This is a genomic window from Pseudomonas costantinii (assembly GCF_001870435.1).
Classification (GTDB): domain Bacteria; phylum Pseudomonadota; class Gammaproteobacteria; order Pseudomonadales; family Pseudomonadaceae; genus Aquipseudomonas; species Aquipseudomonas costantinii.
Window position 1 is genome coordinate 306,468 of record NZ_MDDR01000057.1, and the last position, 23,993, is coordinate 330,460.

The following is a 23,993-nucleotide window of genomic DNA, read 5'->3' on the forward strand; positions in this document are numbered from 1 at the left end:
CATTTGGCCGTGTTCACAACGAAGACTTAATGGCGATGGGGCTGGCCCCGCGCTTGGCGTTCAGGCCGTAATACAACAAGCCGCCCAACGCCGAACCGGTAAACCAGCCATAGCTGTAAAACCAGCTGAACGCGTCGCTACCCAACGACAACAGCGTCAGCACCACCGGCACGCCGAAGGCGATAAAGCCGCTCCAGTTCCATGCCGGGTACACGTCATCGCGGTACAAACCGGCCAGGTCCAATTGCTGTTTACGGGTGATGAAGTAGTCCACCACCATGATCCCGGCAATGGGTCCCAGCAGGCTTGAGTAGCCCAGCAACCAGTTGGAATAGACGGTCTCCAGGCTCACATCCGAGACGATCAGCCCAAGTTTTTTCAGCAGCTCATGGCCCATCAACGCCAACCCGACCAGGCCAGTGAGAATCACCGCGGTCGTGCGGTTGATCAGCTTGGGCGCGATGTTTTGGAAGTCGTTGGTTGGCGAGACAATGTTCGCAGCGGTGTTGGTGGACAAGGTGGCGATGATGATCAACGCCATGGCGATGGCCACCCACACCGGGCTTTGGATATGGCCGATCAAGGTCACCGGATCGGACACGCTGACACCCACCAGTTTCACCGATGCGGCGGTCATGATCACGCCGAGGGCCGCGAACAGGAACATGGTCAGCGGCAGGCCGAAAATCTGCCCGAGGATCTGGTCCTTCTGGCTTTTGGCGTAGCGGCTGAAATCGGGAATATTCAGCGACAAGGTCGCCCAGAAACCGACCATTGCGGTCAGGCCCGCCATGAAGTAACCGGTGAGGCTTGCGCCTTCAGGCCGTTTCGGCGGGATCGCCATCAACTCACTGAGCGACACATTGGGCATCGCCCACACCAGCAAGCCAATCCCCACCGCTACCAGCAGCGGAGCCGACAAGGTTTCCAACCGTTTGATCGACTCGGCGCCACGCAACACCACCCACAAATTCAGCGTCCAGAAAATCATGAACCCGATCACTTCGCCGGTGCCGCCGAGGGACTTCCACCCCTCGAAAATCGAGCCGAGGAACAAGTGAATCGCCAGCCCGCCAAACATCGTCTGGATACCAAACCAGCCACACGCCACCAGCGCCCGAATCAAACATGGCACGTTGGAACCGAGGATGCCGAACGAGGAGCGCAGCAGCACCGGAAACGGAATGCCGTACTTGGTACCGGGGAAGGCGTTAAGGGTCAGCGGGATCAACACCACAATGTTGGCCAGCAGGATCGCCATCAGCGCCTCGCCCACCGACAGCCCGAAATACGCCGTGAGCACGCCGCCCAGGGTGTAGGTCGGCACACAGATCGACATGCCGATCCACAGTGCGGTGATGTGCCATTTGTTCCACGTTCGTTCGCGCACCTTGGTGGGTGCCATGTCGTGGTTGTAGCGAGGGCTGTCGAGGACGTCGGGGCCGGCCTCAAGTTCGTACAGGCCGTTGCGCTCAATAACTTGCGATCTGTTCTGTTGCATGGCCGCTCCACGGTTTTTTCGAATTATTGTTGCTCATCCAACGCTAGACGCTGGATGGCCGGAGTACCTCGTAAACAACATGACATCACGGGCCCGGCCAGCCGCCACTGCACTCAATAACCGTGCCGACCACTGCCCTTCAACCCACACCGCTTAACTAACTTGCTGATGTTTATCAGCTTTCCGATTGGCCTTCGGCACTTGCCACGTTACTCAGGCTAAATAGCGCGGAAGTTGTCCGAAACCTCAGGACTCAATCTGGTGCAACACAATTATTTTTATTTCCTGCCCCCGTCAAGAGGCACGTCTCAAGCGTCTGATTTGCAATAAGAAATGTTGCTCAATTTAAGAACCTGTCAAGTGCGTCAAAATGGTGAGAGGTCGCCACATTTTGGTGATTTTTATTTTTTATCCTTATAAATCAAACAATTAAATACTATATAAGCTTATAAAAAATCTTCTTGCTCATTATAAAAACTCGAGCTAGCTTCTATTCCTGTCACCGATGACAGGTTTTAACCAGCTATCGGCAAGCAGTACTACAACACTTAGAACTGGCACAAGCCGGTCAAGCCTGTGAGGAACTCGACATGTCGCTGTTGATCCGTGGCGCCACCGTTATTACCCATGATGAAAGTTACCGCGCCGATGTTTTATGCGCAGGCGGTCTAATTCGCGCTATTGGCACGAATCTGGATGTTCCCGCCGGCACTGAAATACTCGATGGCAGCGGCCAATACTTGATGCCCGGCGGCATCGACCCCCATACCCACATGCAACTGCCCTTCATGGGCACCGTGGCCAGTGAAGACTTTTTCAGTGGCACCGCGGCGGGTCTGGCGGGGGGCACTACCTCGATCATCGACTTTGTGATTCCCAACCCGCAGCAATCCTTGATGGAAGCGTTTCATCAATGGCGCGGCTGGGCGCAAAAGTCCGCCTCCGACTACGGTTTTCACGTGGCGATCACTTGGTGGAGCGAGCAGGTGCGCGAGGAAATGGCCGAGCTGGTCAGCCAGCACGGCATCAACAGCTTCAAGCACTTCATGGCCTACAAGAACGCGATCATGGCGGCCGATGACACCCTGGTCGCCAGCTTTGAGCGCTGCCTGGAGCTGGGCGCGGTCCCCACGGTGCATGCGGAGAATGGCGAGCTGGTGTATCACCTGCAGCGCAAGCTGATGGCCCAGGGCATCACCGGGCCGGAAGCGCATCCGCTGTCGCGGCCGTCCCAAGTGGAGGGCGAAGCGGCCAGCCGCGCAATTCGTATCGCCGAGACCATCGGCACGCCGCTGTACCTGGTGCACGTGTCCACCCAGGAAGCCCTCGACGAAATCACTTACGCCCGTGCCAAGGGCCAGCCGGTGTACGGCGAAGTACTCGCTGGCCACCTGCTGCTGGACGACAGTGTCTATCAGCACCCCGACTGGCAGACCGCCGCCGGCTACGTGATGAGCCCACCGTTCCGCCCGCGCGGGCATCAAGAGGCGCTGTGGCACGGCCTGCAATCGGGCAACCTGCACACCACCGCCACCGACCACTGCTGCTTCTGCGCCGAGCAAAAAGCCGCCGGGCGTGACGACTTCAGCAAGATCCCCAACGGCACCGCCGGTATCGAAGACCGCATGGCGCTGTTGTGGGATGAAGGCGTCAACACCGGGCGTCTGTCGATGCAGGACTTTGTTGCGCTGACCTCTACCAACACCGCGAAGATCTTCAACCTCTACCCACGCAAAGGTGCGATTCGCGTGGGTGCGGATGCCGATCTGGTGCTGTGGGATCCCGAGGGTACGCGGACCATTTCCGCCAAGACCCACCATCAGAAAGTCGACTTCAACATCTTCGAAGGCAAGACCGTGCGCGGCGTGCCGAGCCACACCATCAGCCAGGGCAAGCTGGTCTGGGCCGATGGCGACCTGCGTGCCGAGCGCGGTGCCGGGCGGTATGTGGAGCGGCCGGCGTATCCGGCGGTGTTTGAGCAGTTGAGTAAGCGGGCTGAGCTTTCCAGGCCCACTGCTGTGAAACGCTAAGGCCCGCTCCCACATTTGATCGTTCCCACGCTCTGCGTGGGAATGCAGCCAGGGACGCTCGGCGTCCCAAGAGCGCCCAGTGAGGCATTCCCAGGCAGAGCATGGGAACGATCGCCCATCAGAGGCAGCACCTCAATAACCGTGAGGCCAATACCGTGATCCAGACCCTGACCCACCTCCCCCATCCCCACGAAGATGGGCCGACACTCGCCAGCCATTTCACCGACCTGGCGCCGCCGCTCAACGCCCGCCAAGCTCAACTGGAAGCTTCGCGCTGCCTGTATTGCTACGACGCGCCTTGCGTGAATGCGTGCCCCAGCGAGATCGATATTCCGTCGTTCATCCGCAATATCCACACCGAAAACGTACAAGGCGCAGCGCAGAAGATTCTCTCGGCGAATATCCTCGGTGGCAGCTGCGCCCGGGTCTGCCCCACAGAGATCCTGTGCCAGCAAGCCTGCGTGCGCAACAACGCCGAAGAATGCGCCCCGGTGTTGATCGGCCTGTTGCAACGCTATGCCATAGACAACGCACACTTCAGCGAACACCCCTTCCACCGCGCGGCCCCCACCGGCAAACGCATCGCCGTGGTCGGCGCCGGGCCAGCCGGTTTGGCCTGTGCCCATCGCAGTGCATTGCATGGCCATGACGTGGTGATTTTCGAGGCACGGGAAAAGGCTGGCGGCCTGAATGAATACGGTATCGCCAAGTACAAGCTGGTGGATGACTTTGCCCAGAAGGAGCTGGATTTCCTGCTGCAAATCGGGGGTATCGAGATTCGCCACGGCCAACGCCTGGGCGACAACCTGACCCTGAGCGAACTGCACCAGCAATTCGATTCGGTGTTCCTCGGCCTGGGTCTCGCCGCCAGTAAACAGCTCGGTTTACCTCATGAAGACGCCCCCGGCCTGCTCGCCGCCACCGACTACATCCGCGAACTGCGCCAGGCCGATGACCTGACCCAACTGCCCCTGGCCGATCGCTGTATCGTGCTCGGCGCCGGCAACACCGCCATCGACATGGCCGTGCAAATGGCCCGGCTCGGTGCCCGCGATGTGAACCTGGTCTACCGCCGTGGCCTGGCTGACATGGGCGCCACCCAACATGAGCAAGACATTGCCAAGGCCAACCAGGTGCGCCTGTTGACGTGGGCCCAACCGGAAGAGGTCTTGCTGGACGACAAGGGCCAAGTCCGCGGCATGCGCTTCCTGCGCACGCACATGGAGAACGGTCGCCTTCACCCCACCGGCGAGACCTTTGAACTGGCCGCCGATGCGATCTTCAAGGCCATCGGACAAAGTTTTGACAACGAGGCGCTGCACGACCCACTGGCCCAGCAACTGCAGCGCGTGGGCGAGCGAATTTTCGTCGACGAGCAACTGCGCACCAGCATTCCTGGGGTCTACGCGGGGGGCGATTGCGTCAGTCTCGGCCAGGATCTCACCGTACAAGCAGTGCAGCACGGCAAACTGGCCGCGCAAGCCATGCACACCCAACTCATGCTGAATGTGGAGGCTGCGTAATGGCCGATCTCTCGATTGTATTCGCCGGTATCAAAGCCCCCAACCCTTTCTGGCTGGCCTCCGCCCCCCCCACCGACAAAGCCTATAACGTGGTCCGCGCCTTCGAAGCAGGCTGGGGCGGCGTGGTGTGGAAAACCCTGGGTGAAGACCCGGCGGCAGTTAACGTGTCGTCACGCTATTCGGCCCACTACGGCGCCAATCGTGAAGTGCTGGGCATCAACAATATCGAACTGATCACCGACCGCTCTTTGGAAATCAACCTGCGGGAAATCACCCAGGTGAAAAAAGATTGGCCGGACCGTGCGCTGATCGTGTCGCTGATGGTGCCGTGCGTTGAAGAGTCGTGGAAAAATATCCTGCCGCTGGTGGAAGCCACCGGTTGCGACGGCATCGAATTAAACTTCGGCTGCCCCCACGGCATGCCCGAGCGCGGCATGGGCGCGGCAGTCGGCCAGGTGCCGGAATATGTGGAACAGGTGACGCGTTGGTGCAAGACGTATTGCTCACTGCCGGTGATCGTCAAGCTCACACCGAATATCACCGACATCCGTGTGGCGGCGCGCGCTGCGTATCGCGGCGGCGCGGACGCCGTGTCGCTGATTAACACCATCAACTCCATCACCAGCGTGGACCTGGAACGCATGGTCGCCCTGCCGATGGTCGGCACCCAAAGTACTCACGGCGGTTATTGCGGTTCGGCGGTGAAGCCGATTGCCTTGAACATGGTCGCGGAAATCGCCCGCGACCCGCAGACCCAAGGCCTGCCGATCTGTGGGATTGGCGGCATCGGCAACTGGCGCGATGCGGCGGAATTTGTCGCCCTGGGCTGCGGCGCGGTGCAGGTGTGCACGGCGGCCATGCTGCATGGTTTTCGAATTGTGGAAGAGATGAAGGATGGACTGTCGCGGTGGATGGACAGTCAGGGCTACACAAGCTTGCAGGCGTTTTCCGGGCGGGCGGTGGGCAATACCACGGATTGGAAGTACCTGGACATCAACTACCAGGTGATCGCCAAGATTGATCAAGAGGCGTGTATTGGATGTGGGCGTTGCCACATTGCGTGTGAGGATACATCGCACCAAGCGATTGCCAGTTTGAAATTGGCGGACGGGACGCATAAATACGAGGTGATCGATGATGAGTGCGTGGGGTGCAATTTGTGCCAGATCACTTGTCCGGTTGCCGACTGTATAGAGATGGTGCCGGTGGACACGGGCAAGCCGTTTTTGAATTGGACGCAGGATCCGCGTAATCCTTATCGAGAGGCTGTGTAGTTTTGTAGACCGCTATCGCAGGCAAGCCAGCTCCCACATTTGATTGTATTCACACATCAAAATGTGGGAGCTGGCTTGCCTGCGATGAGGCCCTCAGCCTCACCACAAGCCTCAAGGCTCAAGGCTCCAACCCAATCCCCCGCAAAATAACCCCCGTCACCGTCTGAATCGCCTTCTCAAACTGCATATCCGACAACGGCTGATGATCATTCAAAATCTTCACCTGATGATCAAAGTCGGCATAGTGCTGAGTCGAAGCCCAGATCATATAAAGCAGGCTCGACGGCTCCACCGGCAGGATGCGTTTGTCTTCCACCCACTGGCGAATCTTCGCCTCCTTCATCTTGGCCCAGTCGTACAGGCTTTCATCCAGCGCCTCACCGAGTGTCGGCGCGCCGTGGATAATTTCATTGGCCCAGACCTTGGAGCCATACGGCCGCGTACGCGAGCGCTGCATCTTGGCGCGGATATAGCTGCTGAGTACCACCCGGGGATCATCGAAGGTTTCGAAGCTCAGGGCATCCTGCTTCCAGACTTCCAGCAGGTCAAACAGCACCGCGCTGTACAGCTCGCTCTTGGTGGTGAAGTAGTAATGCAGGTTGGAGCGTGGCAGTTGCACTTCTTCGGCGATGTCAGCCATGGCGGTGCTGCCATAGCCCTTCTCGGCGAAAACTTTCTCCGCCGCCAGCAGGATTTTTTCGACGTTGACCCGACGAATTCCGATCTTGTGATTGCCCATAAGGGCTCCCTGACAACAACTTGGGTTAGAGACTACCATCGGCTCTAAGTCGCGGCGACAGGCCATAATGAAACTTCTTACGCGAACCTTTCCCAGAGAAAACGGATTGGTTAGGATCGCGGTCCCTATGAAGGATCATCGCAATGACTATTCGACCTCGCGTGGCCACCGACGACCCAGTGCTGGGAGCGCTGTGGGAACGCTCGGTGCGGGCCACCCATGCCTTCCTCCCCGAGGATGACATCCAGCGTTTGCTGCCCCTGGTCCGCGATACTTACCTGCCCATGCCCGCGTTGGATGTATGGGTGTTTGAAGACAACGACGGCATCGCCGGTTTTATCGGTACCGGCGGGCACAATGTGGAAATGCTGTTCATCGACCCCGAGCGCCGTGGCCAGGGCATCGGCCGTCAACTGCTGGACCATGCCCGCGCACGCCACGACACCTTGACCGTCGACGTGAACGAACAAAACCCCCAGGCCGTGGGTTTCTACCTGCACTATGGTTTTATCCAGGTCGCGCGCTCGCCGCTGGATGGCGAAGGCAAACCCTTTCCCTTGCTGCACATGGCTTTACCGACTCCTTAAACCTGAAGGTATTGAACAATGTTGATCAAGAAAACCCTGACCACCGTCACCCTGCTCGCATCCCTGCTGGGCGCCTCGGCGGCGTTTGCCCATGCCCACCTGAAAAGCGCAACGCCCGCAGCAGACAGTACCGTTGCGGCCCCTGCGGACCTGCGCCTGACCTTCAGCGAAGGCGTCGAAGCCACCTTCACCAAAGTCTCCCTGAGCAAAGACGGCACCGAAGTCGCGATCAAGGGCCTGGAAACCCCGGACGCCGACAAGAAAGTCCTGGTGGTGACGCCTGCTGCCCCGCTGGCGGCCGGTAACTACAAGGTGGTGTGGAACGCGGTCTCGGTCGACACCCACAAGAGCAACGGTGAGTACAGCTTCAAGGTTGGCCAATAACCCATGGCGACGCTGCTGGTCCTGTGCCGCTTCCTGCATTTCATCGTCGTATTGTTAATGTTCGGGGCCTGTGTGTTCAGGCCCTGGTTACTCGGCGCTGAACCGCAGCCGGCGCTGGACCGGCAATTACTGCGCATCACCCGTGGCCTGGCCTGGCTGGGGCTTGCCTCCGGCGTGGCCTGGTTGTTGTTGATCACCGCCAGCATGGCGGGCAGTTGGGACGCGGCGCTGCAACCGGCCACCGTGCAGTTGGTACTGGGCAAAACCTTCTTTGGCCAAGTGTGGGTCTGGCATCTGTTGCTGAACCTGCTGCTGGTGATTGTGCTGATCAAACCCTGGCCGGCCTTGCGCCTGCCATTGACCGCCCTGTTGCTCGCGACGCTGGCACCCGTGGGCCATGGCGCCATGCTCAATGGGCTTAGCGGACAATTGCTGATCCTCAATCAAGTGGTGCATCTGGTCTGCGTGGGTGCATGGCTCGGTGGGTTGTTGTTGCTGGTGTTGATCCTCAAGAACCCTGAACGTTATGCGCTGGAGCCGATCCTCAGGCGCTTCAGTGGCGTAGGTTACGGCCTGGTTGCCGGTTTGCTGGTGACGGGTTTGATCAACGTGCGTGTGCTGACCGGGCAGTTGTGGCCCACGCCTTTGTTCAACGGGTTCGCCTTGATTCTGCTGATCAAGGTGATGTTGGTGCTGGGCATGTTGGCCTTGGCGCTGCTGAACCGGCTGCGTATAGAGCGCTGCGAAGAGCGACTGAGTAGCTTAAAGGCCAGCGTGATGGCCGAATGGTTATTAGGTGTTTCAGCTGTAGCGGTTGTTTCCCTCCTCGGCACGCTCCCTCCAATGGTCATGGCTGGTAACTAGTGTGGGAGCAGACAAGCCAGCTCCCATATCGACCGCGCCCACCGTTGATCGATAGCGATCAGGTCATCGTATAACTTCTGATTGACAAGCCTCGAAAACCTCGCAAATATTCACTCCGATGTTGTACGACGACGTACGACAAATAATAAAAACAACAAAAAATGGAGCTTCACTGTGAGTCAATTCGCCCGTAATTCCTCCTCGCGTATCGGCCTTATCGGCCTCGGCAGCCTGGCGTTCACACTCCCCCTCAGCGCCCATGCCGACGGCTTTATCGACGACGCCAAGGCCACGCTCAACCTGCGCAATGCCTACTTCAACCGCAACTTCACCAACCCCACGTACCCCCAAGCCAAGGCCGAAGAGTGGACGCAAAACTTCATTCTCGACGCCAAATCCGGCTTCACCCAGGGCACCGTGGGTTTCGGGCTTGACGTGCTGGGCCTATATTCGCAAAAGCTTGATGGCGGCAAAGGCACCGGCGGCACCCAGTTACTGCCGCTCGACAGCGACGGCCGCCCTGCCGATAACTTCGGACGCCTGGGCGTGGCGTTGAAAACCAAGCTGTCGAAGACCGAACTGAAAGTCGGCGAATGGATGCCGGTGTTGCCGATCCTGCGCTCCGACGATGGCCGCTCCCTGCCCCAGACCTTTCGTGGTGGCCAGGTCACGTCCAATGAAATCGCCGGTTTGACCCTCTACGGCGGGCAGTTTCGCGCCAACAGCCCGCGCAACGACTCGAGCATGGGAGACATGTTCATGAACGGCAAAGCCGCGTTCACCTCCAACCGTTTCAACTTCGGTGGCGGCGAATACAGCTTCAACGACAAGCGCACCCAGGTCGGCGTGTGGTACGCCGAATTGGCCGATATCTACCAGCAACAGTTTTTCAACCTGACCCACAGCCAGCCTGTGGGCGACTGGACGCTGGGCGCCAACCTCGGTTTCTTCAACGGCAAGGAAGACGGAAAAGCCCTGGCCGGCGACCTCGACAACAAGACCGCTTACGCCTTGCTCTCGGCCAAATACAACGGCAATACCTTCTATGTCGGCTTGCAAAAACTCACCGGCGACAGCCTGTGGATGAGGGTCAACGGCACCAGCGGCGGCACCCTGGCCAACGACAGCTACAACGCGAGCTACGACAACGCCAAGGAAAAATCCTGGCAGGTGCGCCATGATTTCAACTTCGTGGTGCTTGGCATTCCAGGACTGACCATGATGAACCGCTACATCAGCGGCGATAACGTGCACACCGGGGCAATCACTAACGGCAAGGAGTGGGGCCGCGAATCGGAACTGGCCTACACAGTGCAGAGTGGTGCGCTGAAGGACCTGAATGTACGGTGGCGGAATTCGACCATGCGCCGGGACTTCAGCAACAATGAGTTTGATGAGAACCGGATCTTTATCAGCTATCCGATCTCACTGTTGTAACTCGCCGAATGTGGGAGCTGACTTGCCAGCTCCCACATTTGAATGTTGTCGCCTGCAAGAACGTTGACAACCCAGGGAGTCCATAACGATACTTCCACCAAGTCATACGACAACCTACAACAACAATGGAACCCTCATGACCACGACCACCACCACGCCTGTTCCATTCAACCGCCTGTTGCTCACCGGTGCCGCCGGCGGCCTGGGCAAAGTCTTGCGCGAACGCCTGCGCCCTTACGCCCAGGTGTTGCGCCTGTCGGACATTGCCAACATGGCTCCGGCGGCCGATGAGTCCGAAGAAGTACAGGCCTGCGACCTCTCCGACAAACAAGCGGTGCACCATCTGGTGGAAGGCGTGGACGCCATCCTGCACTTCGGCGGCGTGTCAGTGGAGCGCTCTTTCGAAGAAGTGCTCGGCGCGAATATCTGCGGCATTTTCCATATCTACGAAGCCGCGCGCCGCCATGGTGTGAAGCGGGTGATCTTCGCCAGTTCCAATCACGTGATCGGTTTCTACAAACAGGACGAAACCATTGACGCCCACTCACCGCGCCGCCCGGACAGCTACTACGGCCTGTCCAAGTCCTACGGCGAAGACATGGCCAGTTTCTACTTCGATCGCTACGGCATCGAGACCGTGAGCATCCGCATCGGCTCATCGTTCCCGGAACCGCAGAATCGCCGGATGATGCACACCTGGCTGAGCTTTGATGACCTCACTCAACTGTTGGAGCGCGCGCTGTACACACCCAACGTCGGCCACACCGTGGTCTACGGCATGTCCGACAACCTCGATACCTGGTGGGACAACCGCTACGCCGCGCACCTGGGTTTTGCACCGAAGGACAATTCCGAAGTGTTCCGCGCCCAGGTCGAAACCCAGCCACCGCTCGCTGCTAATGACCCGGCCAAGGTCTATCAGGGCGGAGCATTCTGCGCGGCGGGACCGTTCGGTGACTGAGCGCACATCAACCCAAGGGAATGAGTGGCCATGACCGCTGAATTGATTGTCGACGCCCGCAATGCCGTGGGTGAATGTCCAGTGTGGGTGCCCGAAGAAAACGCCCTGTACTGGGTGGATATCCCCAACGGTGGACTGCAGCGTTGGAGCGCCGCCACTGGGCATCTCGCTGCCTGGAAAGCCCCGCAGATGCTCGCCTGTATTGCCCGCACCACGGCGGGAAATTGGGTCGCTGGGATGGAAACCGGCTTTTTCCAACTCACCCCGCACAACGACGGCAGCCTCGACACCACGCCACTGGCCAGTGTTGAACATCCGCGACCGGACATGCGCCTGAACGATGGCCGCTGTGACCGCCAGGGGCGTTTCTGGGCGGGTAGCATGGTGCTGAACATGGGCGCAAATGCGGCCGAGGGCATCCTCTATCGCTACACGGCAGGCGTGGCGCCCCATGCTCAGCTAGATGGTTTTATCACCCTCAATGGCTTGGCCTTCAGCCCAGATGGCCGCACGATGTATGCCTCGGATTCACACCCGTTGGTGCAGCAGATCTGGGCCTTCGACTACGACACCGACACCGGTACGCCGTCCAACCGCCGCCTGTTTGTGGATATGCACGAGTACCCCGGCCGCCCCGACGGTGCCGCAGTAGACGCCGACGGCTGCTACTGGATCTGCGCCAACGACGCCGGGCTGATTCACCGCTTCACCCCCGACGGTCGCCTGGACCGGTCCCTGGCCGTACCGGTGAAAAAACCCACCATGTGTGCCTTTGGCGGCAGTCGGCTGGACACCTTGTTCGTCACCTCGATCCGCGACGACCACAGCGCCCAGTCGCTGTCCGGTGGCGTGTTCGCCCTTAACCCCGGCGTCCAGGGCTTACCCGAACCGACCTTCGCCCTCTAATGGGATTGCGATGATGATCGAACTCAAAGACAACCTGACCCACCTCACCCTCGCCCCCGCCGTGGGGGGCAGCATCGTCAACTGGTGTGTGCGCACCACGGGCCAGCCCCTGTTGCGGCATAGCGACCAACAGGCGTTGAACACTGGCCTGCCGGGCAAGCTGGGGTGCTATCCATTGGCGCCTTGGTCCAACCGGATTGCCGAAGGCGGTTTTGACAACCCCGACGGTTGGATGGCCCTGAAGCCCAACAGCTCGCTGGATCCGTTGCCGATTCACGGTTCGGCCTGGCAACAGGCGTGGCAGGTAGTCAGCCAAACAACGGATGAAGTGGTACTGGCAGTGACGTGCGATACACCGTTTGCCTATCGTGCCGAGCAGCACTTTCGGTTGAGCAACGGGGAGCTGAATATCGCACTGCGCGTGACCCATCTGGCCGAGAAAGCGGCGTGGCACGGTTTGGGATTGCACCCGTATTTGCCACGTAGACCGGGTACACGTTTGCAGGCCAAGGCTTCGCAGGTGTGGATGAGTGATGCGTCAAAACTGCCCACGGGATTGGCTCCGGTACCCGCCGAATGGGACTTCCAGCAACTCAAGACCTTGCCGCAGGGGCTGGTGGACAACGGGTTCTGCCAGTGGGATGGGCGCTGCGTGATTGAGCAGCCCGAGTTGGGGTATGCGTTGGAATGCCAGGCTACCGGGAGCGAATACTTCCTGCTGTTCTGCCCGCCGGGGTTGGAGTTCTTTTGCATCGAGCCGGTGAGTCATCCGGTGAATGCTCATCATCTGCCAGGTCGGCCGGGCTTAACGCTGTTGGAGCAAGGCCAGTCGACCGAACTGACCTTCAACTTGAAATACAAACCTCTGTAACACCCCAAAACCCTGTGGGAGCAGGCAAACCAGCTCCCACATTTTTGATCGGCAGTGTGTCAGGGCGGACTGTTTTTCAAACGCCCCGCCGTGTCGATACTGACCACCACCGACAACCCCGGCCGTAACCGCTCGCTCTCGGCCTGATCAGGATCCACCGTAATTCTTACCGGCACGCGCTGGGCAATCTTCACGAAGTTGCCGGTGGCATTGTCCGCCTGCAACAAGCTGAACTCAGAACCGGTCGCCGGGGAAATATGCTGCACCGTGCCGTGAAACTTGCGGTGGTTCAGCGCATCGACGGTGAAGGTCACCGGCTGGCCGACCTGCACGTTGTCCATCTGGGTTTCTTTCATATTGGCAATTACCCACAACTGGGGCGGCACCAGGGCCATCAACTGCGCGCCGGAGTTGACGTAAGCCCCCAAGCGCACGCCAATCTGCCCCAACTGGCCGTCGCGCGGCGCAGTGATACGGGTGTTGGACAGGTCGATGCGCGCCAGTTCCACCGCCGCATCGGCACTGGCCACGGCGGCTTCCAATGAACCACGGTTGACGATCACCGTTTGCAGATCCTGCCGCGCGATTTCCAGGCTCGCTTGGGCCTGGGCGACAGCGGCGATGGTCTGTGCATTCGCGGCGCGGGTTACATCCAGCTCGCGCTTGGACACCGAACCGTCGCTGATCAACTCTTCATTACGCCGCAGGTCCGCGGTGCCCTTGCGCGCCTGGGCCTCGCTGTCCGCCAGCGCGGCCTGACGTAACTTGATCGTGGCTTCAGCGCTGTTGCGCTGCTGCACCACATTCGCCAACGCGGCTTTCTGCACCGCCAGTTGCGCCAGCGCCTGGTCGAGGTGCTGTTTGTAGATGCGATCATCCAGGCGCACCAGCAGGTCGCCCGTCTTGACGTACTGGAAGTCCTGCACCGGCACCTCAAACACATAGCCGCTGAGCTGCGGGCCAATGATCGTCACCTGCCCCCGCACCAAGGCGTTTTCGGTGGTTTCCACCGCGCTGCTGAACGGCGGCAATTGCCAGGCATACAGCACGATCAGCACGCCGACGATGGCAATCGCGGCAAAGCCCAGCGAGGAGACGATGCGCACCCGCAGCGGCCGCAGCTCGGTGGGCACGGCCCCCGGAGGGGTGCTGCCTTCGGGCGTGGCAGCGATGGCGGTGGTGGTAGTCGTTGAAGGTTCGGTCATGAAGTCGCGCCGCTGGGTTGAACGGGAGGGGTTGCCGCTTTAGTCGTGCTCATCAGCCACAGGCTGCGAGTAAAGATCCAGAGCATGGTCAGTATCGCGATGATCGCGATCAGCATGAACACATCGTTGTAGGCCATTACGTTCGCCTCACGGGTCGCCGCCGTGGCCAGGCTGCGAATGCCCATCAGGTTGCGTAGTTCCGGGTCGGCAATGATACCGCCGTAGGCCGAACCGCCGCTCTGCACCCGCGCGGCCACACGCGGGTCAAGCAAGGTCAGGTGCTCGACGATCATGCTGGAGTGAAACTTCTCGCGCACGATCTGAAAGGTGCCAAGCAACGCTGCACCAATCAGGCCGCCGAGGTTCTGGCAAATCCCGAACATCACCGAAAAGCTCACCAGGTTGCGCGGGTTGGTCAGCACGTTTTTCGTGCCCAGCACCATGGTCGGCCCTAGAAAGAAGGTGCCGCCAAAGCCAAGCAGGAACTGGCTGATGTACAGGTTCTCCGGGCGGGTCAGGTTGCTGGAAAAGCTGTCCATCACCGACCCCACGGCCATCAGCGCCAGGGAAATGATCAGCGGCATCAGCAAATGCGCCGGGTTGATCGTCAACGCACTGACCACCAACCCGGCAATCGCCCCGGCCAACATCACCACGTACAGCGTGTGCATCTGCTGGTAGCTCATGTTCAACATCTGCATGAAACCCACCGCGCCGGTGGACTGCTCGGACAGCACCATGCGAATCAGGATCACCGCCAGCGCCAGGCGAATCATCACGCCGCTGCCGAGCCAGCGGGTCATCAGCATTGGGTTGGCGCGGTTATGCTCGATGGCCAAACCGGTCATGATCAGCACTAGGGAACACGCCGCCGCCACGCCGATCCACGGCGCCTCAAGCCACCAGTCGATACGGCCCAGGGACAGCACCGCACACAGCAACGCGACCCCGGTGGCGAGGATGGCGAAGGTGAGGAAGTCGAGTTTTTCAAAGGTCTTGAAGCGATCGCCAGGTGGCAGCTTGAGCAGGAACACGCAGCCCAGACAGATCAGCGCCAAGCCCAATTCAAACAGATACAGGCCGCGCCATTCGGCGATTTGCAGCAAGTCTTCAGAGAACAGCCGCGCCAGGGGCAACGCCAACTGCGCGGTGCCCAGCCCCAGCACCAGGGCTTTGAGGCGCCACTTGGCCGGGAACGCCTGGATCATGTAGTACAAACCCAGGGAACTCAGCGCCGCACCAACCATACCGTGGGCGGCCCTTACCGCGATGGCTGAGCTGAGGTCGTTGACGAACAAGTGGCCGAAGGTCACCAGCGCATACAGCACCAGGAACACCTCGGTAAACGCACGCAGGCCGAACTGCTGGCGGAACTTCACCAGCAGCAGGTTCATGCATACGTTGGTCATGACATAGGCGGCGGGCAGCCAGGCCATTTCCGCCGTGGTCGCGCCGAGTGCGCCTTGCAGGTATTGCAGGTTGGCGATCACCAACGCGTTACCCAGGCCGCCGGTGATTGCCACCAGCACGCCCACCAGCGCAAACAGCCAACGCTTGTGCGTGGCGTGCAATGGGGTCGATGGCGAGCCGGGCAGGCTCGGCCGCTCGTGGGGCTCCCAGATGTGGGGGGTGTATTTGTCCATTCGATGACCTTGGTGATCCGACGTGCAAGGTCGGTGATGCACTTACTCAAGGAGTAGTAAACCTGAGCGGAGTTCATCTTGCCATGTTTGTGGGGGGGAATTGAGGGTTGGAGTGCATATCCGTTTTTGTGGGTATGGCGGGGGTTGGTTCCGCTCTTACAGCCAGTCCTTTCAAGGTCTTTGAAAAACTGGCCATATCTGGCTGATACCAACCAGTTAAGGGTGAACACTGCCCCTGTGGCGAGCGGGCTTGTCGGGTCGCCACAGGGTACTTATGCCTGTTCTACCTAAAGACCTTGAAAGGGCTGGCTGTAAAAACGGGACCAATAGAGGCCGTTACCGCACCAACGGATATGTACCCGGCACAACCAACTGGCCTATCAAATCCACCCCAACCAGCTCCAATAGGTCGCCGCAAACACCAGCATCAACCCATACCCCACCAGCGTCACCAAAATCCCCACCTTGGCAAACTGCCGCGCCGTAAACGTCCCAGTCCCCAAGCACACCATATTCTGCGGCGCATTAATCGGCAGGATAAACCCGTAGCTCATCACAAACCCCAGCAACATCGTCATCCCCAGCCGACTGAACTCACCGGGCAAGGTCTGCAACACCGCGATCAAAATAGGCAACAACGCCGAGGTCAACGCCGTGGCACTGGCAAACCCCAAGTGAATCACAATCAGAAACGCCCCAAGGATCGCAAACACCCCCAACGACCCGACCTGATCCAACCCAGTGTGCGCCACCACCTGAGACCCCAGCCACTGCCCGGCCTGAGTGGTCAGCAACGCCGTACCAAGGCTGATGCCAACACCAAACACAATCACCGTACCCCACGGAATACGCGACTGCACATCCTTCCAGGTCATCACCCCAATTCCCGGCAACAGTAGAAATACCAAACCCGCATAGGTGGTCGAGGTGGTATCGAAACTGTGCAAGCGCCCTTCGGTGGCCCAAGCCAATAGCAGCAATACCGACACCGTCAGCAGGCGCTTTTGTGGCCCCGTCATCGGACCAATGTCCACCAGCGACTGAGCCACCGCTTCCTTACCACCAGGGATGCTATCGGCTTCCGGCGGCAGCAGTTTGATCACCAAAAACAGCAACACCGCCGACATGATCACCGCCCACGGCGCACCCGCGATCAACCAGTCGATCCACGACACTCGCTGGCCGAGCATCTTGTCCATAAACCCGACCGTCAGCAGATTCTGCGCAGCAGCGGTCTGGATACCGACATTCCAGATACTCGTACCCTGGGCCACGACAATCATGATTCCAGCGGCAATATTGGAACGTTTGTCGACGCCGAATGCGGCGATCACTCCCATCATGATCGGCACCACACAGGCACTGCGCGCCGTGGCGCTGGGCACCACCAGGCTCAGCAGAATGGTCACGGCAATAGCCCCCAGCAAAATGCCTCGGGTACTGGTGCCGACCCGGGTCAAGGTCACCAGGGCGATGCGCCGGTCCAGGCCGGTGTGGGTCATGGCGGCGGCAATAAACAACGCGCCGGCCACCAAGGCCAGCGCGGGATTGGCAAACCCGGTGAGGGCCATGCTGATGGCCGGACTGGAGCCGATCAGGCGCGCAGGGTCTTGCAGTGACGGTGCGGTGCCCAAGAGAAACGCCATCAACGCAGTAATCATGATCGCGCTGGCTTCATAGGACACCGCTTCGCTGATCCACACCACCACGGCAAACGCGAGGATCGCCAGCATCCGGTGCCCGGCCACCGGTAAGTCAGCGGGCAGCGGCAACAGCAGCACCCCGACCATCACCAGCACGGCGACCACCAGGCCCAGGGGTAACTTGAATGCAGCAGCGGTTGTTGCGGGGGCGCTCATGGGGTTCTCCGTCGGCCTTCACATCAGGAAGGCAGCATGGGGCAAACCGTCGCGCGGCGTGTTGACAGGTGTCAACGCGCTACGCCAGCAAGCCCCCTCAGAGGAAAGCCTTTAACAACATGCCGGCAGCTACCAGCACACACAGGCTGGCAAACCCCACTTGCAACGTACGCGTGGAGATCAGCGCACACAGGCGCCTTCCGACCAACATCCCGACAATGCTCGCACCGATAAACACCCACCCCATGGGTTCGATGCGCACCCCGGCGTGAAACGCGCCGGCCACGCCAATCAATGAAATCAGGCTGATCACCATCAGCGACGTGGCGACGATCCCGCGCATCTGCACATCGGTCAGTTGCTTGAACGCCGGCACGATCAGAAAACCGCCGCCGACACCCAGCAAGCCCGATACCGCGCCAGTCACCGCGCCCAACGCGGCCAAGGTGGCAGTGCACTTGGCGGTCCAGGCAAAGCGTCCGGTCTGCTGATCGAGCATGCAGTTCTTCTGCCCCCATGAAGCAGTACCATGGTCACTCGGCCCGGCCTCGACCTTTTCACGCTGCAACATGCGCCAGGCCACCAGCACCATCAGTGCGCTGAACAGGCCCATCAGCAGTTGCTCCGGCAATTGGTGGGCGAAAAACACCCCCACTGGCGAAAACAAGCCACCCAGCAAGGCAATCAACAACGCCGCGCGATAGCGCACCAGGCCATGGCGCAAACCATCGACCGCCCCGACCGCTGCCGCCGCGCCAACCGCCAACAGCGACACCGGGGCGGCCTGGGTCATGGTCAAACCCAGCCCCAGCACCAGCGCCGGAACACTGAGAATGCCACCACCCGCACCGGTCAGGCCCATGACCAAGCCCATCAATAATCCCAACACACTGGCCAGCAGCATTTAATCCACCTTGCTCAGGCCGGTCAGCCACTCGCGCCCCTTGAGCATGCCGTTCCAATAGAACCACGGCAGCAGCGTGGCCTTGAGGAACCACATCGAGCGACGCGCCTGGGTCGGGTCCAGAGGGAAGGTCGGCAGCAGCTTGCCGCCGTAGCCGAACTCGGCCAGCACCACCTTGCCCTTCTCCACCGTCAGCGGGCAGGAACCGTAACCGTCGTACTTGAGCGGCAACGGCGCCTGCTTGCGCAGGGCCAGCAGGTTTTCGGCGACCACTACAATTTGCTTGCGCACGGCGGCGGCGGTTTTGGCATTGGTGGTGGAACACACGTCGCCGAGACCGAAGATATGTGAGTAGCGCACGTGTTGCAGGCTGTGGGGGTTCACCTCGCACCAGCCGGCGGCGTCGGCCAGCGAGCTTTGGCGGATAAAGTCCGGAGACACTTGCGGTGGGACGACGTGCAGCAGATCGAAGGTTTTTTCTTCGACCGTGACCTTGCCCTCGGCATCCTTCACCTCAAACCAAGCCTTGCGCGCCGGGCCGTCAACCTTGACCAGGTTGGCGTTGAAAGCCAGGCGAGCCTTGTATTTCTCGATGTATTTCATCAACGGCGGCACAAACGTTGCGACGCCAAACAGTGCGGCACCCGCGAGGTTGAATTCGACGTCGATATTTTTCAGATGGCCTTGCTTGAGCCAATGATCGCAGGACAGGTACAGGGCTTTTTGCGGCGCACCCGCGCATTTGATCGGCATGGCCGGCTGAGTAAAGATCGCCTTGCCGCCCTTGAGTTGCTGCACCAGTTGCCAGGTGTAGGCGGCGTGCTCGTAGCTGTAGTTGGAGGTGACGCCGTGCTGACCGAGGGTGTCTTCCAGGCCTTCGATTTTCTCCCAGGCCAGGCGCAGGCCGGGGCAGACGATCAGGTTATTCCAGGTCACACGCTGGCCGCTGTCGAGCACCAGGGTCTGTTCGTCCGCCAGCACTTCGGTGACGGCGGCCTGCACCCAGGTGACGCCATTGGGCAGCACGTCAGCGAGGGGGCGCCGAGTCTTTTTTACGTCGTAGGCACCGCCGCCCACCAGGGTCCAGGCGGGCTGGTAGCAGTGGTATTCACTCGGTTCGATCAGGGTGATATTCAGGTGCGGGTCACGCTTGAGCAGGCTGGCCAGCAGGCCGATGCCTGCCGAGCCGCCGCCGATGACTACGATATCGCCACTGATGGTCGGTCCCCAGTGTTGGTCATTCATGGTCGATCGCCTTTCTTATAGTCGTGCACACAAGGGTCGCTGCCGGATGGCGTCACGCCCAGCTTTTGATGACCGCGCCGCAGTACAGCCCGGACAGGGTCTTCATCACTTGAATCACTTCGTGGCTGGCCAGCCCGTAGTAGATGTATTTGCCTTCTCGACGGGTGGCGACCAACCCTTCGTCGCGCAGGATGCCCAACTGTTGAGACAAGGTGGGCTGGCGTACGCCCGTCATGGTTTCCAACTCACCGACATTGCGCTCGCCCTGGGTCAACTGGCAGAGAATCAACAAGCGGTCTTCATTGGCCAGCGCCTTGAGCAAGGAACAGGCCTTGGACGCCGACGCCCGCAACTGGGCGACTTCGCCTTCACTCAGAGTAGATTCCATTTGCTTCGGGTCCTTTGTGTCACTTAAGCTCAAAACATTATGTGTAAACGTAAACTGATTGTAACCACTTTTTTCTTCATCGGGGACAGCCGCCATGCCAGCGTTGATTCAAGCCTTTCTGGACGAGGCATCGTCGACCTACACCTACGTCATCTATGAACACCACGGTGGCCCGTGTGCCATCGTCGACTCGGTGCTCAACTACGATCCGGCTTCGGGGCGTACCGACACTGCCCAGGCCGACAACGTGATCACCTTTGTGCGTGAGCACGATCTGCACGTGCAATGGCTGCTGGAAACTCACGCCCACGCCGATCATCTGTCCGCAGCGCCTTACCTGCGCCGCACGTTGGGCGGCAAAATCGCCATTGGCCAGTCGATCAGCAAGGTTCAGGACGTGTTCAAAAAGCTGTTCAACCTGGAGCCGGAGTTTCGAGTGGATGGCTCGCAGTTCGATCACCTGTTTGCCCCCGATGAAATCTTCCATATCGGCAATTTGAAAGCTCAGGCGCTGCATGTTCCCGGGCATACTCCGGCGGATATGGCCTACCTGATCGAAGACCGATTGATCCTGGTCGGCGACACCCTGTTCATGCCCGATGTCGGCACTGCCCGCTGCGACTTTCCTGGCGGTGATGCGCACCAGTTATATACATCGATGCGCAAGTTGCTGGCGTTCCCAGCTGAAACCCAACTGTACGTGTGCCATGACTATCCGCCTGAAGGCCGTGAAGCCAAATGCCTGACCACGGTGGCCGAACAGCGCGCGGGGAACATTCATGTGCATGACGGCGTGGATGAGGCGGCGTTTGTGACGATGCGCACCAAACGCGATGCCGGACTGGGGATGCCGACGTTGCTGCTTCCGGCGATCCAGGTGAATGTGCGGGCGGGGAATTTGCCGCCGGCGGAAGACAACGGTGTGGTGTATTTGAAAATCCCGCTCAATCAACTTTAGAACCCAGTCCCTTGTCGAGGCTGCAACGATCCAGGCACGGAGACAGGTGGAGGTCAATCGCGGCGTAGCCAAAAAGCCAGCACCGTGTAGTATTCGGAAATAGATATTTCCCACCCAGGCCCTGTGCGCTTCTGCGGCCTGTTACTACACGGTTTTCGTCGAAGACGCTCTTCGTCGTCAGGATTTTATTGGCAAGGACACTATGAGTACCCAACCCCCCTCCCCTGAACCCGGCGAAGAGTCCGCGTCCAGCCTGAATCAACACCTCTCTGTAACCCAACGCCTACTAGCCTCTCTCTTATCCCTTTCACTCGATGGGCTGGGCGCGATAAATGCCCCTTCGTTTCTCAAGGGAAAGTCCGTGGGGCTCAAGCAAGGCACACAGCGCGGCATCGAGGAAGGAAAGCTCATCGGTTATGACGACGGCTACGCGGCGGGGCGTGCCGTTCTTGAGTTCAACGACCTGCGAAGCGTCGCACCCTTGCCGGGCGAAGATCACTGTTTATTCGATGACGAGTTACTGCCGGTCACCGAGACCATCAAGCAAAAAATGCGTGCCGAGGTAGCCAGGTTTTTACCCGAACACGAGCAACCGAGCGCAGAACAATGGGCAATGATCTTCGCCGAAAAAACCTGTACCTCGGTGATTGCCGGCGCGGGCTCGGGCAAGTCGACGACCCTGGCGTTGCGGGTCGTGCTGAAATACGTCCACTTAGGCATTCCACTCAATCACCTTCAAGTCACGACGTTCACGAAAGAATCGAAAAAAGACCTGATAAAAAAAATCATCAAGATCTTTGGGCTCTGGGGTATCCCTCTCGGTGAAGACCAAATCAAGAGCCTGGTGCGCACGTTCCACAGCAAAATATTCGGTTTTATGAAAGCCCTTACCGGGGGCCCCCTTGGTTATTTTGATTTTTTAGGCCCCGACATGAAGGACGATGACGAGGAACTCGACAACCCGTTTTCGTCCACCCTCAACACCGAACAGTTGGCAGTGCTCTATAAGGTGTTCAATGACCTTTATAAGCACGATGCCGAGTTCAAAAAGCACATCCTGGCCCTCTATAAATCGGTAGCGTTTGCACCGCCAATGCCGATGACGGACAAAATGCGCAAAAACCGAGCCCACACGATCAAGGCGACCTCCGAGCGAGACCTGGCAGTGTGTGACGCCATCGAAAAGGCCTGGACGGATCTTGGACTGTGGCCGATTGCAGGCGTGGGCGAGCGCCAGATCATTACCTTGGAAGGCCATCCCTATATCGTCAATGGGTACCTGGAGGAATATGACGCAGCGCTGATTCTCGGCTGGCCGGATACCGGTGTGACCCAGGACGATATCCCTTTTCGCGAGGGCGCCCGCGTCAACCTCAAGCGCGAGAGCTGGGCCAGGCAGGCAATCATCAGTGACTGCTACAAGAAGAACTTCGTGCTGCTCAATCATGTGACGGCAGCAAAGACACTGATGGACAACGCTGAACATATGGTCATCAGCGCTCCACAATTCGAATACGACTTGCCTGGCACCACGCTGAAAGAAACCAACCTGATCCAGGTATTTTTCTCGGAAGGCAATTACATCGAAAACCTTGGGCTGGACGTCGACAATGCGATCGGCAAGATGACCTTTGTTCCAGGCGACGCGCGTGAATCGTTCTACCTGGCACTCAAGGGCTTTTGGCGAGCCTTTCATACGCACCTTCAAGGCATGTCCCCCAAGCCCCTGATCACCTTCAATCAAGCATTCGCCCTATTTGGTGAACACAACCCCGAGGAGATCAAAAAAATCCCCACCGCCGAACTGGACGGTATGCGTCACCTGATGATCGATGAATTCCAGGATGTCTCCGGCTTGAACATTTCCTGGATTCGCCAGTGCTGCAAGGAGATTCGTCGCCGCAACCAGGGTCAGACCGGTATCGGCAACTCGTTGATGGCGGTCGGCGACGATTGGCAGAGCATTTACGGCTGGCGTGGCAGCTCGCCGCAGTACCTGATGGACTTTCACCAGCACTTTCTCAGCCACACACGACAAACGCTCTACATGCAGAACAACTACCGCTCCCATCAGGCAATCATTGATGCGGCAGAACAGGTGGTGTGCTCAACGTCGAATGACAAGGCCAAGCACGGTGTCGCCTCGAATGCCAAGGTGGTTGACCGCCTATCGCCGGTGTATTTGCATTACGTGAAGGCCAAGACAAAGATCATTCAGCCCGACAAAACGATTCTGGATCTTGTCCAAAAAGCCTACGAAGACGGGCACAGCATCCTGATGGTATTTCGGGTAGGCACAGTGGTCACCGCCTACAGGCGGGCCCTGAGTGGGTTGTTGCGTGATGCCAGAAAACACGACCGAAACGTCAAGTTGATGACGTTTCACAAGTCCAAGGGGCTGCAAGCACAAACCGTATTCGTCATCGGCGATACCTTTTACAAGCCGACCAAATCCAAGCGCAATCAGCTGTATAACTTGGCGGGCCTGGGGGACGGCAAGCCTATGGCCTATGACCGTGCCCAGGCCGACGAGGCCTTGCGTCTTGCCTATGTGGGCATCACCCGAGCCGAGCTTCAATGCCACTGGTTGTTGGAGCGTGAAATCAGCGCAGCAGGCGAAACAGCATCGGGTTATGCCGACCAGAAATCCTATTGCTATGAAAAATGGGCGGCCAGCGAGACAGCAGACGCGACAAGCGCGTCATAGCCCTATC

The 23,993-nt window shown here is 59.3% G+C and carries 20 protein-coding genes; 12 read left to right on the plus strand and 8 right to left on the minus strand.

Annotated elements, in window-relative coordinates; translation table 11 throughout:
• Nucleotides 1-13 precede the first annotated feature (13 nt).
• On the minus strand, nt 14-1,501 hold the full coding sequence (locus BFL40_RS29090; protein WP_071487164.1) for an NCS1 family nucleobase:cation symporter-1: 1,488 nt from the start codon (nt 1,499-1,501) through the stop codon (nt 14-16).
• A 590-nt stretch (nt 1,502-2,091) separates the two neighbouring features.
• Here BFL40_RS29090 and hydA point away from each other — a divergent pair.
• The 3 genes from hydA to preA all read left to right on the plus strand — a co-directional run bounded on the left by hydA (nt 2,092) and on the right by preA (nt 6,328).
• The gene (hydA, locus tag BFL40_RS29095) at nt 2,092-3,531 is read left to right on the plus strand and encodes a dihydropyrimidinase (protein WP_071487165.1); all 1,440 of its coding nucleotides are present in this window, start codon (nt 2,092-2,094) and stop codon (nt 3,529-3,531) included.
• A 155-nt stretch (nt 3,532-3,686) separates the two neighbouring features.
• On the plus strand, nt 3,687-5,054 hold the full coding sequence (locus BFL40_RS29100) for an NAD(P)-dependent oxidoreductase (protein ID WP_071487241.1): 1,368 nt from the start codon (nt 3,687-3,689) through the stop codon (nt 5,052-5,054).
• Nucleotides 5,054-6,328: an NAD-dependent dihydropyrimidine dehydrogenase subunit PreA gene (preA, locus tag BFL40_RS29105; RefSeq protein WP_071487166.1), complete on the plus strand. Its 1,275-nt coding sequence runs from the start codon at nt 5,054-5,056 to the stop codon at nt 6,326-6,328. The genes BFL40_RS29100 and preA overlap by 1 nt, the downstream gene beginning before the upstream one ends.
• Before the next feature lie 118 nt (nt 6,329-6,446).
• Here preA and BFL40_RS29110 read toward each other — a convergent pair whose 3' ends face one another.
• Nucleotides 6,447-7,067 carry a TetR/AcrR family transcriptional regulator gene (locus tag BFL40_RS29110; RefSeq protein ID WP_041160967.1) on the minus strand — a complete coding sequence of 207 codons (621 nt, stop codon included), beginning with the start codon at nt 7,065-7,067 and terminating at the stop codon, nt 6,447-6,449.
• A gap of 143 nt (nt 7,068-7,210) precedes the next feature.
• Here BFL40_RS29110 and BFL40_RS29115 point away from each other — a divergent pair, with 143 nt between their 5' ends.
• The 7 genes from BFL40_RS29115 (at nt 7,211) to BFL40_RS29145 (ending at nt 13,077) form a co-directional block, all read left to right on the plus strand.
• Entirely contained in the window at nt 7,211-7,654 is a 444-nt protein-coding gene (locus BFL40_RS29115) for a GNAT family N-acetyltransferase (RefSeq protein ID WP_071487167.1), read from the plus strand.
• 18 nt (nt 7,655-7,672) lie between these two features.
• Nucleotides 7,673-8,038 (plus strand): copper homeostasis periplasmic binding protein CopC, encoded by a 366-nt coding sequence (gene copC / locus BFL40_RS29120; protein WP_071487168.1) that lies wholly within the window; start codon nt 7,673-7,675, stop codon nt 8,036-8,038.
• A gap of 3 nt (nt 8,039-8,041) precedes the next feature.
• The gene (copD, locus tag BFL40_RS29125) at nt 8,042-8,902 is read left to right on the plus strand and encodes a copper homeostasis membrane protein CopD (protein WP_071487169.1); all 861 of its coding nucleotides are present in this window, start codon (nt 8,042-8,044) and stop codon (nt 8,900-8,902) included.
• Nucleotides 8,903-9,076: 174 nt separating this feature from the next.
• The gene (locus tag BFL40_RS29130) at nt 9,077-10,339 is read left to right on the plus strand and encodes an OprD family porin (protein WP_071487170.1); all 1,263 of its coding nucleotides are present in this window, start codon (nt 9,077-9,079) and stop codon (nt 10,337-10,339) included.
• Nucleotides 10,340-10,475: 136 nt separating this feature from the next.
• A complete protein-coding gene (locus BFL40_RS29135) occupies nt 10,476-11,300 on the plus strand; it encodes an NAD-dependent epimerase/dehydratase family protein (RefSeq protein WP_071487171.1) in 825 nt (274 codons plus the stop codon).
• Between the two features lie 30 nt (nt 11,301-11,330).
• Nucleotides 11,331-12,206, plus strand: a complete 876-nt coding sequence (locus BFL40_RS29140; RefSeq protein ID WP_071487172.1) for an SMP-30/gluconolactonase/LRE family protein — start codon at nt 11,331-11,333, stop codon at nt 12,204-12,206.
• A gap of 13 nt (nt 12,207-12,219) precedes the next feature.
• The gene (locus BFL40_RS29145) at nt 12,220-13,077 is read left to right on the plus strand and encodes an aldose 1-epimerase (RefSeq protein WP_071487242.1); all 858 of its coding nucleotides are present in this window, start codon (nt 12,220-12,222) and stop codon (nt 13,075-13,077) included.
• 59 nt (nt 13,078-13,136) lie between these two features.
• Here the strand turns inward: BFL40_RS29145 and BFL40_RS29150 are convergent, their stop codons facing one another.
• The 6 genes from BFL40_RS29150 to BFL40_RS29175 form a co-directional block, all read right to left on the minus strand.
• Entirely contained in the window at nt 13,137-14,282 is a 1,146-nt protein-coding gene (locus BFL40_RS29150) for an HlyD family secretion protein (RefSeq protein WP_071487173.1), read from the minus strand.
• Nucleotides 14,279-15,925 carry an MFS transporter gene (locus BFL40_RS29155; protein ID WP_071487174.1) on the minus strand — a complete coding sequence of 549 codons (1,647 nt, stop codon included), beginning with the start codon at nt 15,923-15,925 and terminating at the stop codon, nt 14,279-14,281. Before BFL40_RS29155 ends, BFL40_RS29150 begins: the two co-directional genes overlap by 4 nt.
• A 380-nt stretch (nt 15,926-16,305) precedes the next feature.
• On the minus strand, nt 16,306-17,784 hold the full coding sequence (locus tag BFL40_RS29160; protein WP_071487175.1) for a DASS family sodium-coupled anion symporter: 1,479 nt from the start codon (nt 17,782-17,784) through the stop codon (nt 16,306-16,308).
• A gap of 97 nt (nt 17,785-17,881) precedes the next feature.
• Nucleotides 17,882-18,688 carry a sulfite exporter TauE/SafE family protein gene (locus tag BFL40_RS29165; protein WP_071487176.1) on the minus strand — a complete coding sequence of 269 codons (807 nt, stop codon included), beginning with the start codon at nt 18,686-18,688 and terminating at the stop codon, nt 17,882-17,884.
• Entirely contained in the window at nt 18,689-19,933 is a 1,245-nt protein-coding gene (locus BFL40_RS29170; RefSeq protein ID WP_071487177.1) for an NAD(P)/FAD-dependent oxidoreductase, read from the minus strand.
• A 52-nt stretch (nt 19,934-19,985) separates the two neighbouring features.
• The gene (locus tag BFL40_RS29175; RefSeq protein WP_071487178.1) at nt 19,986-20,321 is read right to left on the minus strand and encodes an ArsR/SmtB family transcription factor; all 336 of its coding nucleotides are present in this window, start codon (nt 20,319-20,321) and stop codon (nt 19,986-19,988) included.
• Nucleotides 20,322-20,415: 94 nt separating this feature from the next.
• Between BFL40_RS29175 and BFL40_RS29180 the strand changes: the two genes are divergently transcribed.
• Nucleotides 20,416-21,279: an MBL fold metallo-hydrolase gene (locus BFL40_RS29180; RefSeq protein ID WP_071487179.1), complete on the plus strand. Its 864-nt coding sequence runs from the start codon at nt 20,416-20,418 to the stop codon at nt 21,277-21,279.
• Between the two features lie 202 nt (nt 21,280-21,481).
• The gene (locus BFL40_RS29185; protein ID WP_083374551.1) at nt 21,482-23,986 is read left to right on the plus strand and encodes a UvrD-helicase domain-containing protein; all 2,505 of its coding nucleotides are present in this window, start codon (nt 21,482-21,484) and stop codon (nt 23,984-23,986) included.
• Nucleotides 23,987-23,993 lie beyond the last annotated feature (7 nt).

What these genes read in the sequence shown, in the direction of transcription:
- BFL40_RS29090 (WP_071487164.1), bottom strand. Translation starts at nt 1,501, where the DNA reads ATGCAACAGAACAGATCGCAAGTTATTGAGCGCAACGGCCTGTACGAA.
- hydA (WP_071487165.1), top strand. Translation starts at nt 2,092, where the DNA reads ATGTCGCTGTTGATCCGTGGCGCCACCGTTATTACCCATGATGAAAGT.
- preA (WP_071487166.1), top strand. Translation starts at nt 5,054, where the DNA reads ATGGCCGATCTCTCGATTGTATTCGCCGGTATCAAAGCCCCCAACCCT.
- BFL40_RS29110 (WP_041160967.1), bottom strand. Translation starts at nt 7,067, where the DNA reads ATGGGCAATCACAAGATCGGAATTCGTCGGGTCAACGTCGAAAAAATC.
- BFL40_RS29115 (WP_071487167.1), top strand. Translation starts at nt 7,211, where the DNA reads ATGACTATTCGACCTCGCGTGGCCACCGACGACCCAGTGCTGGGAGCG.
- copC (WP_071487168.1), top strand. Translation starts at nt 7,673, where the DNA reads ATGTTGATCAAGAAAACCCTGACCACCGTCACCCTGCTCGCATCCCTG.
- copD (WP_071487169.1), top strand. Translation starts at nt 8,042, where the DNA reads ATGGCGACGCTGCTGGTCCTGTGCCGCTTCCTGCATTTCATCGTCGTA.
- BFL40_RS29135 (WP_071487171.1), top strand. Translation starts at nt 10,476, where the DNA reads ATGACCACGACCACCACCACGCCTGTTCCATTCAACCGCCTGTTGCTC.
- BFL40_RS29140 (WP_071487172.1), top strand. Translation starts at nt 11,331, where the DNA reads ATGACCGCTGAATTGATTGTCGACGCCCGCAATGCCGTGGGTGAATGT.
- BFL40_RS29145 (WP_071487242.1), top strand. Translation starts at nt 12,220, where the DNA reads ATGATCGAACTCAAAGACAACCTGACCCACCTCACCCTCGCCCCCGCC.
- BFL40_RS29150 (WP_071487173.1), bottom strand. Translation starts at nt 14,282, where the DNA reads ATGACCGAACCTTCAACGACTACCACCACCGCCATCGCTGCCACGCCC.
- BFL40_RS29155 (WP_071487174.1), bottom strand. Translation starts at nt 15,925, where the DNA reads ATGGACAAATACACCCCCCACATCTGGGAGCCCCACGAGCGGCCGAGC.
- BFL40_RS29160 (WP_071487175.1), bottom strand. Translation starts at nt 17,784, where the DNA reads ATGAGCGCCCCCGCAACAACCGCTGCTGCATTCAAGTTACCCCTGGGC.
- BFL40_RS29165 (WP_071487176.1), bottom strand. Translation starts at nt 18,688, where the DNA reads ATGCTGCTGGCCAGTGTGTTGGGATTATTGATGGGCTTGGTCATGGGC.
- BFL40_RS29170 (WP_071487177.1), bottom strand. Translation starts at nt 19,933, where the DNA reads ATGAATGACCAACACTGGGGACCGACCATCAGTGGCGATATCGTAGTC.
- BFL40_RS29175 (WP_071487178.1), bottom strand. Translation starts at nt 20,321, where the DNA reads ATGGAATCTACTCTGAGTGAAGGCGAAGTCGCCCAGTTGCGGGCGTCG.
- BFL40_RS29180 (WP_071487179.1), top strand. Translation starts at nt 20,416, where the DNA reads ATGCCAGCGTTGATTCAAGCCTTTCTGGACGAGGCATCGTCGACCTAC.
- BFL40_RS29185 (WP_083374551.1), top strand. Translation starts at nt 21,482, where the DNA reads ATGAGTACCCAACCCCCCTCCCCTGAACCCGGCGAAGAGTCCGCGTCC.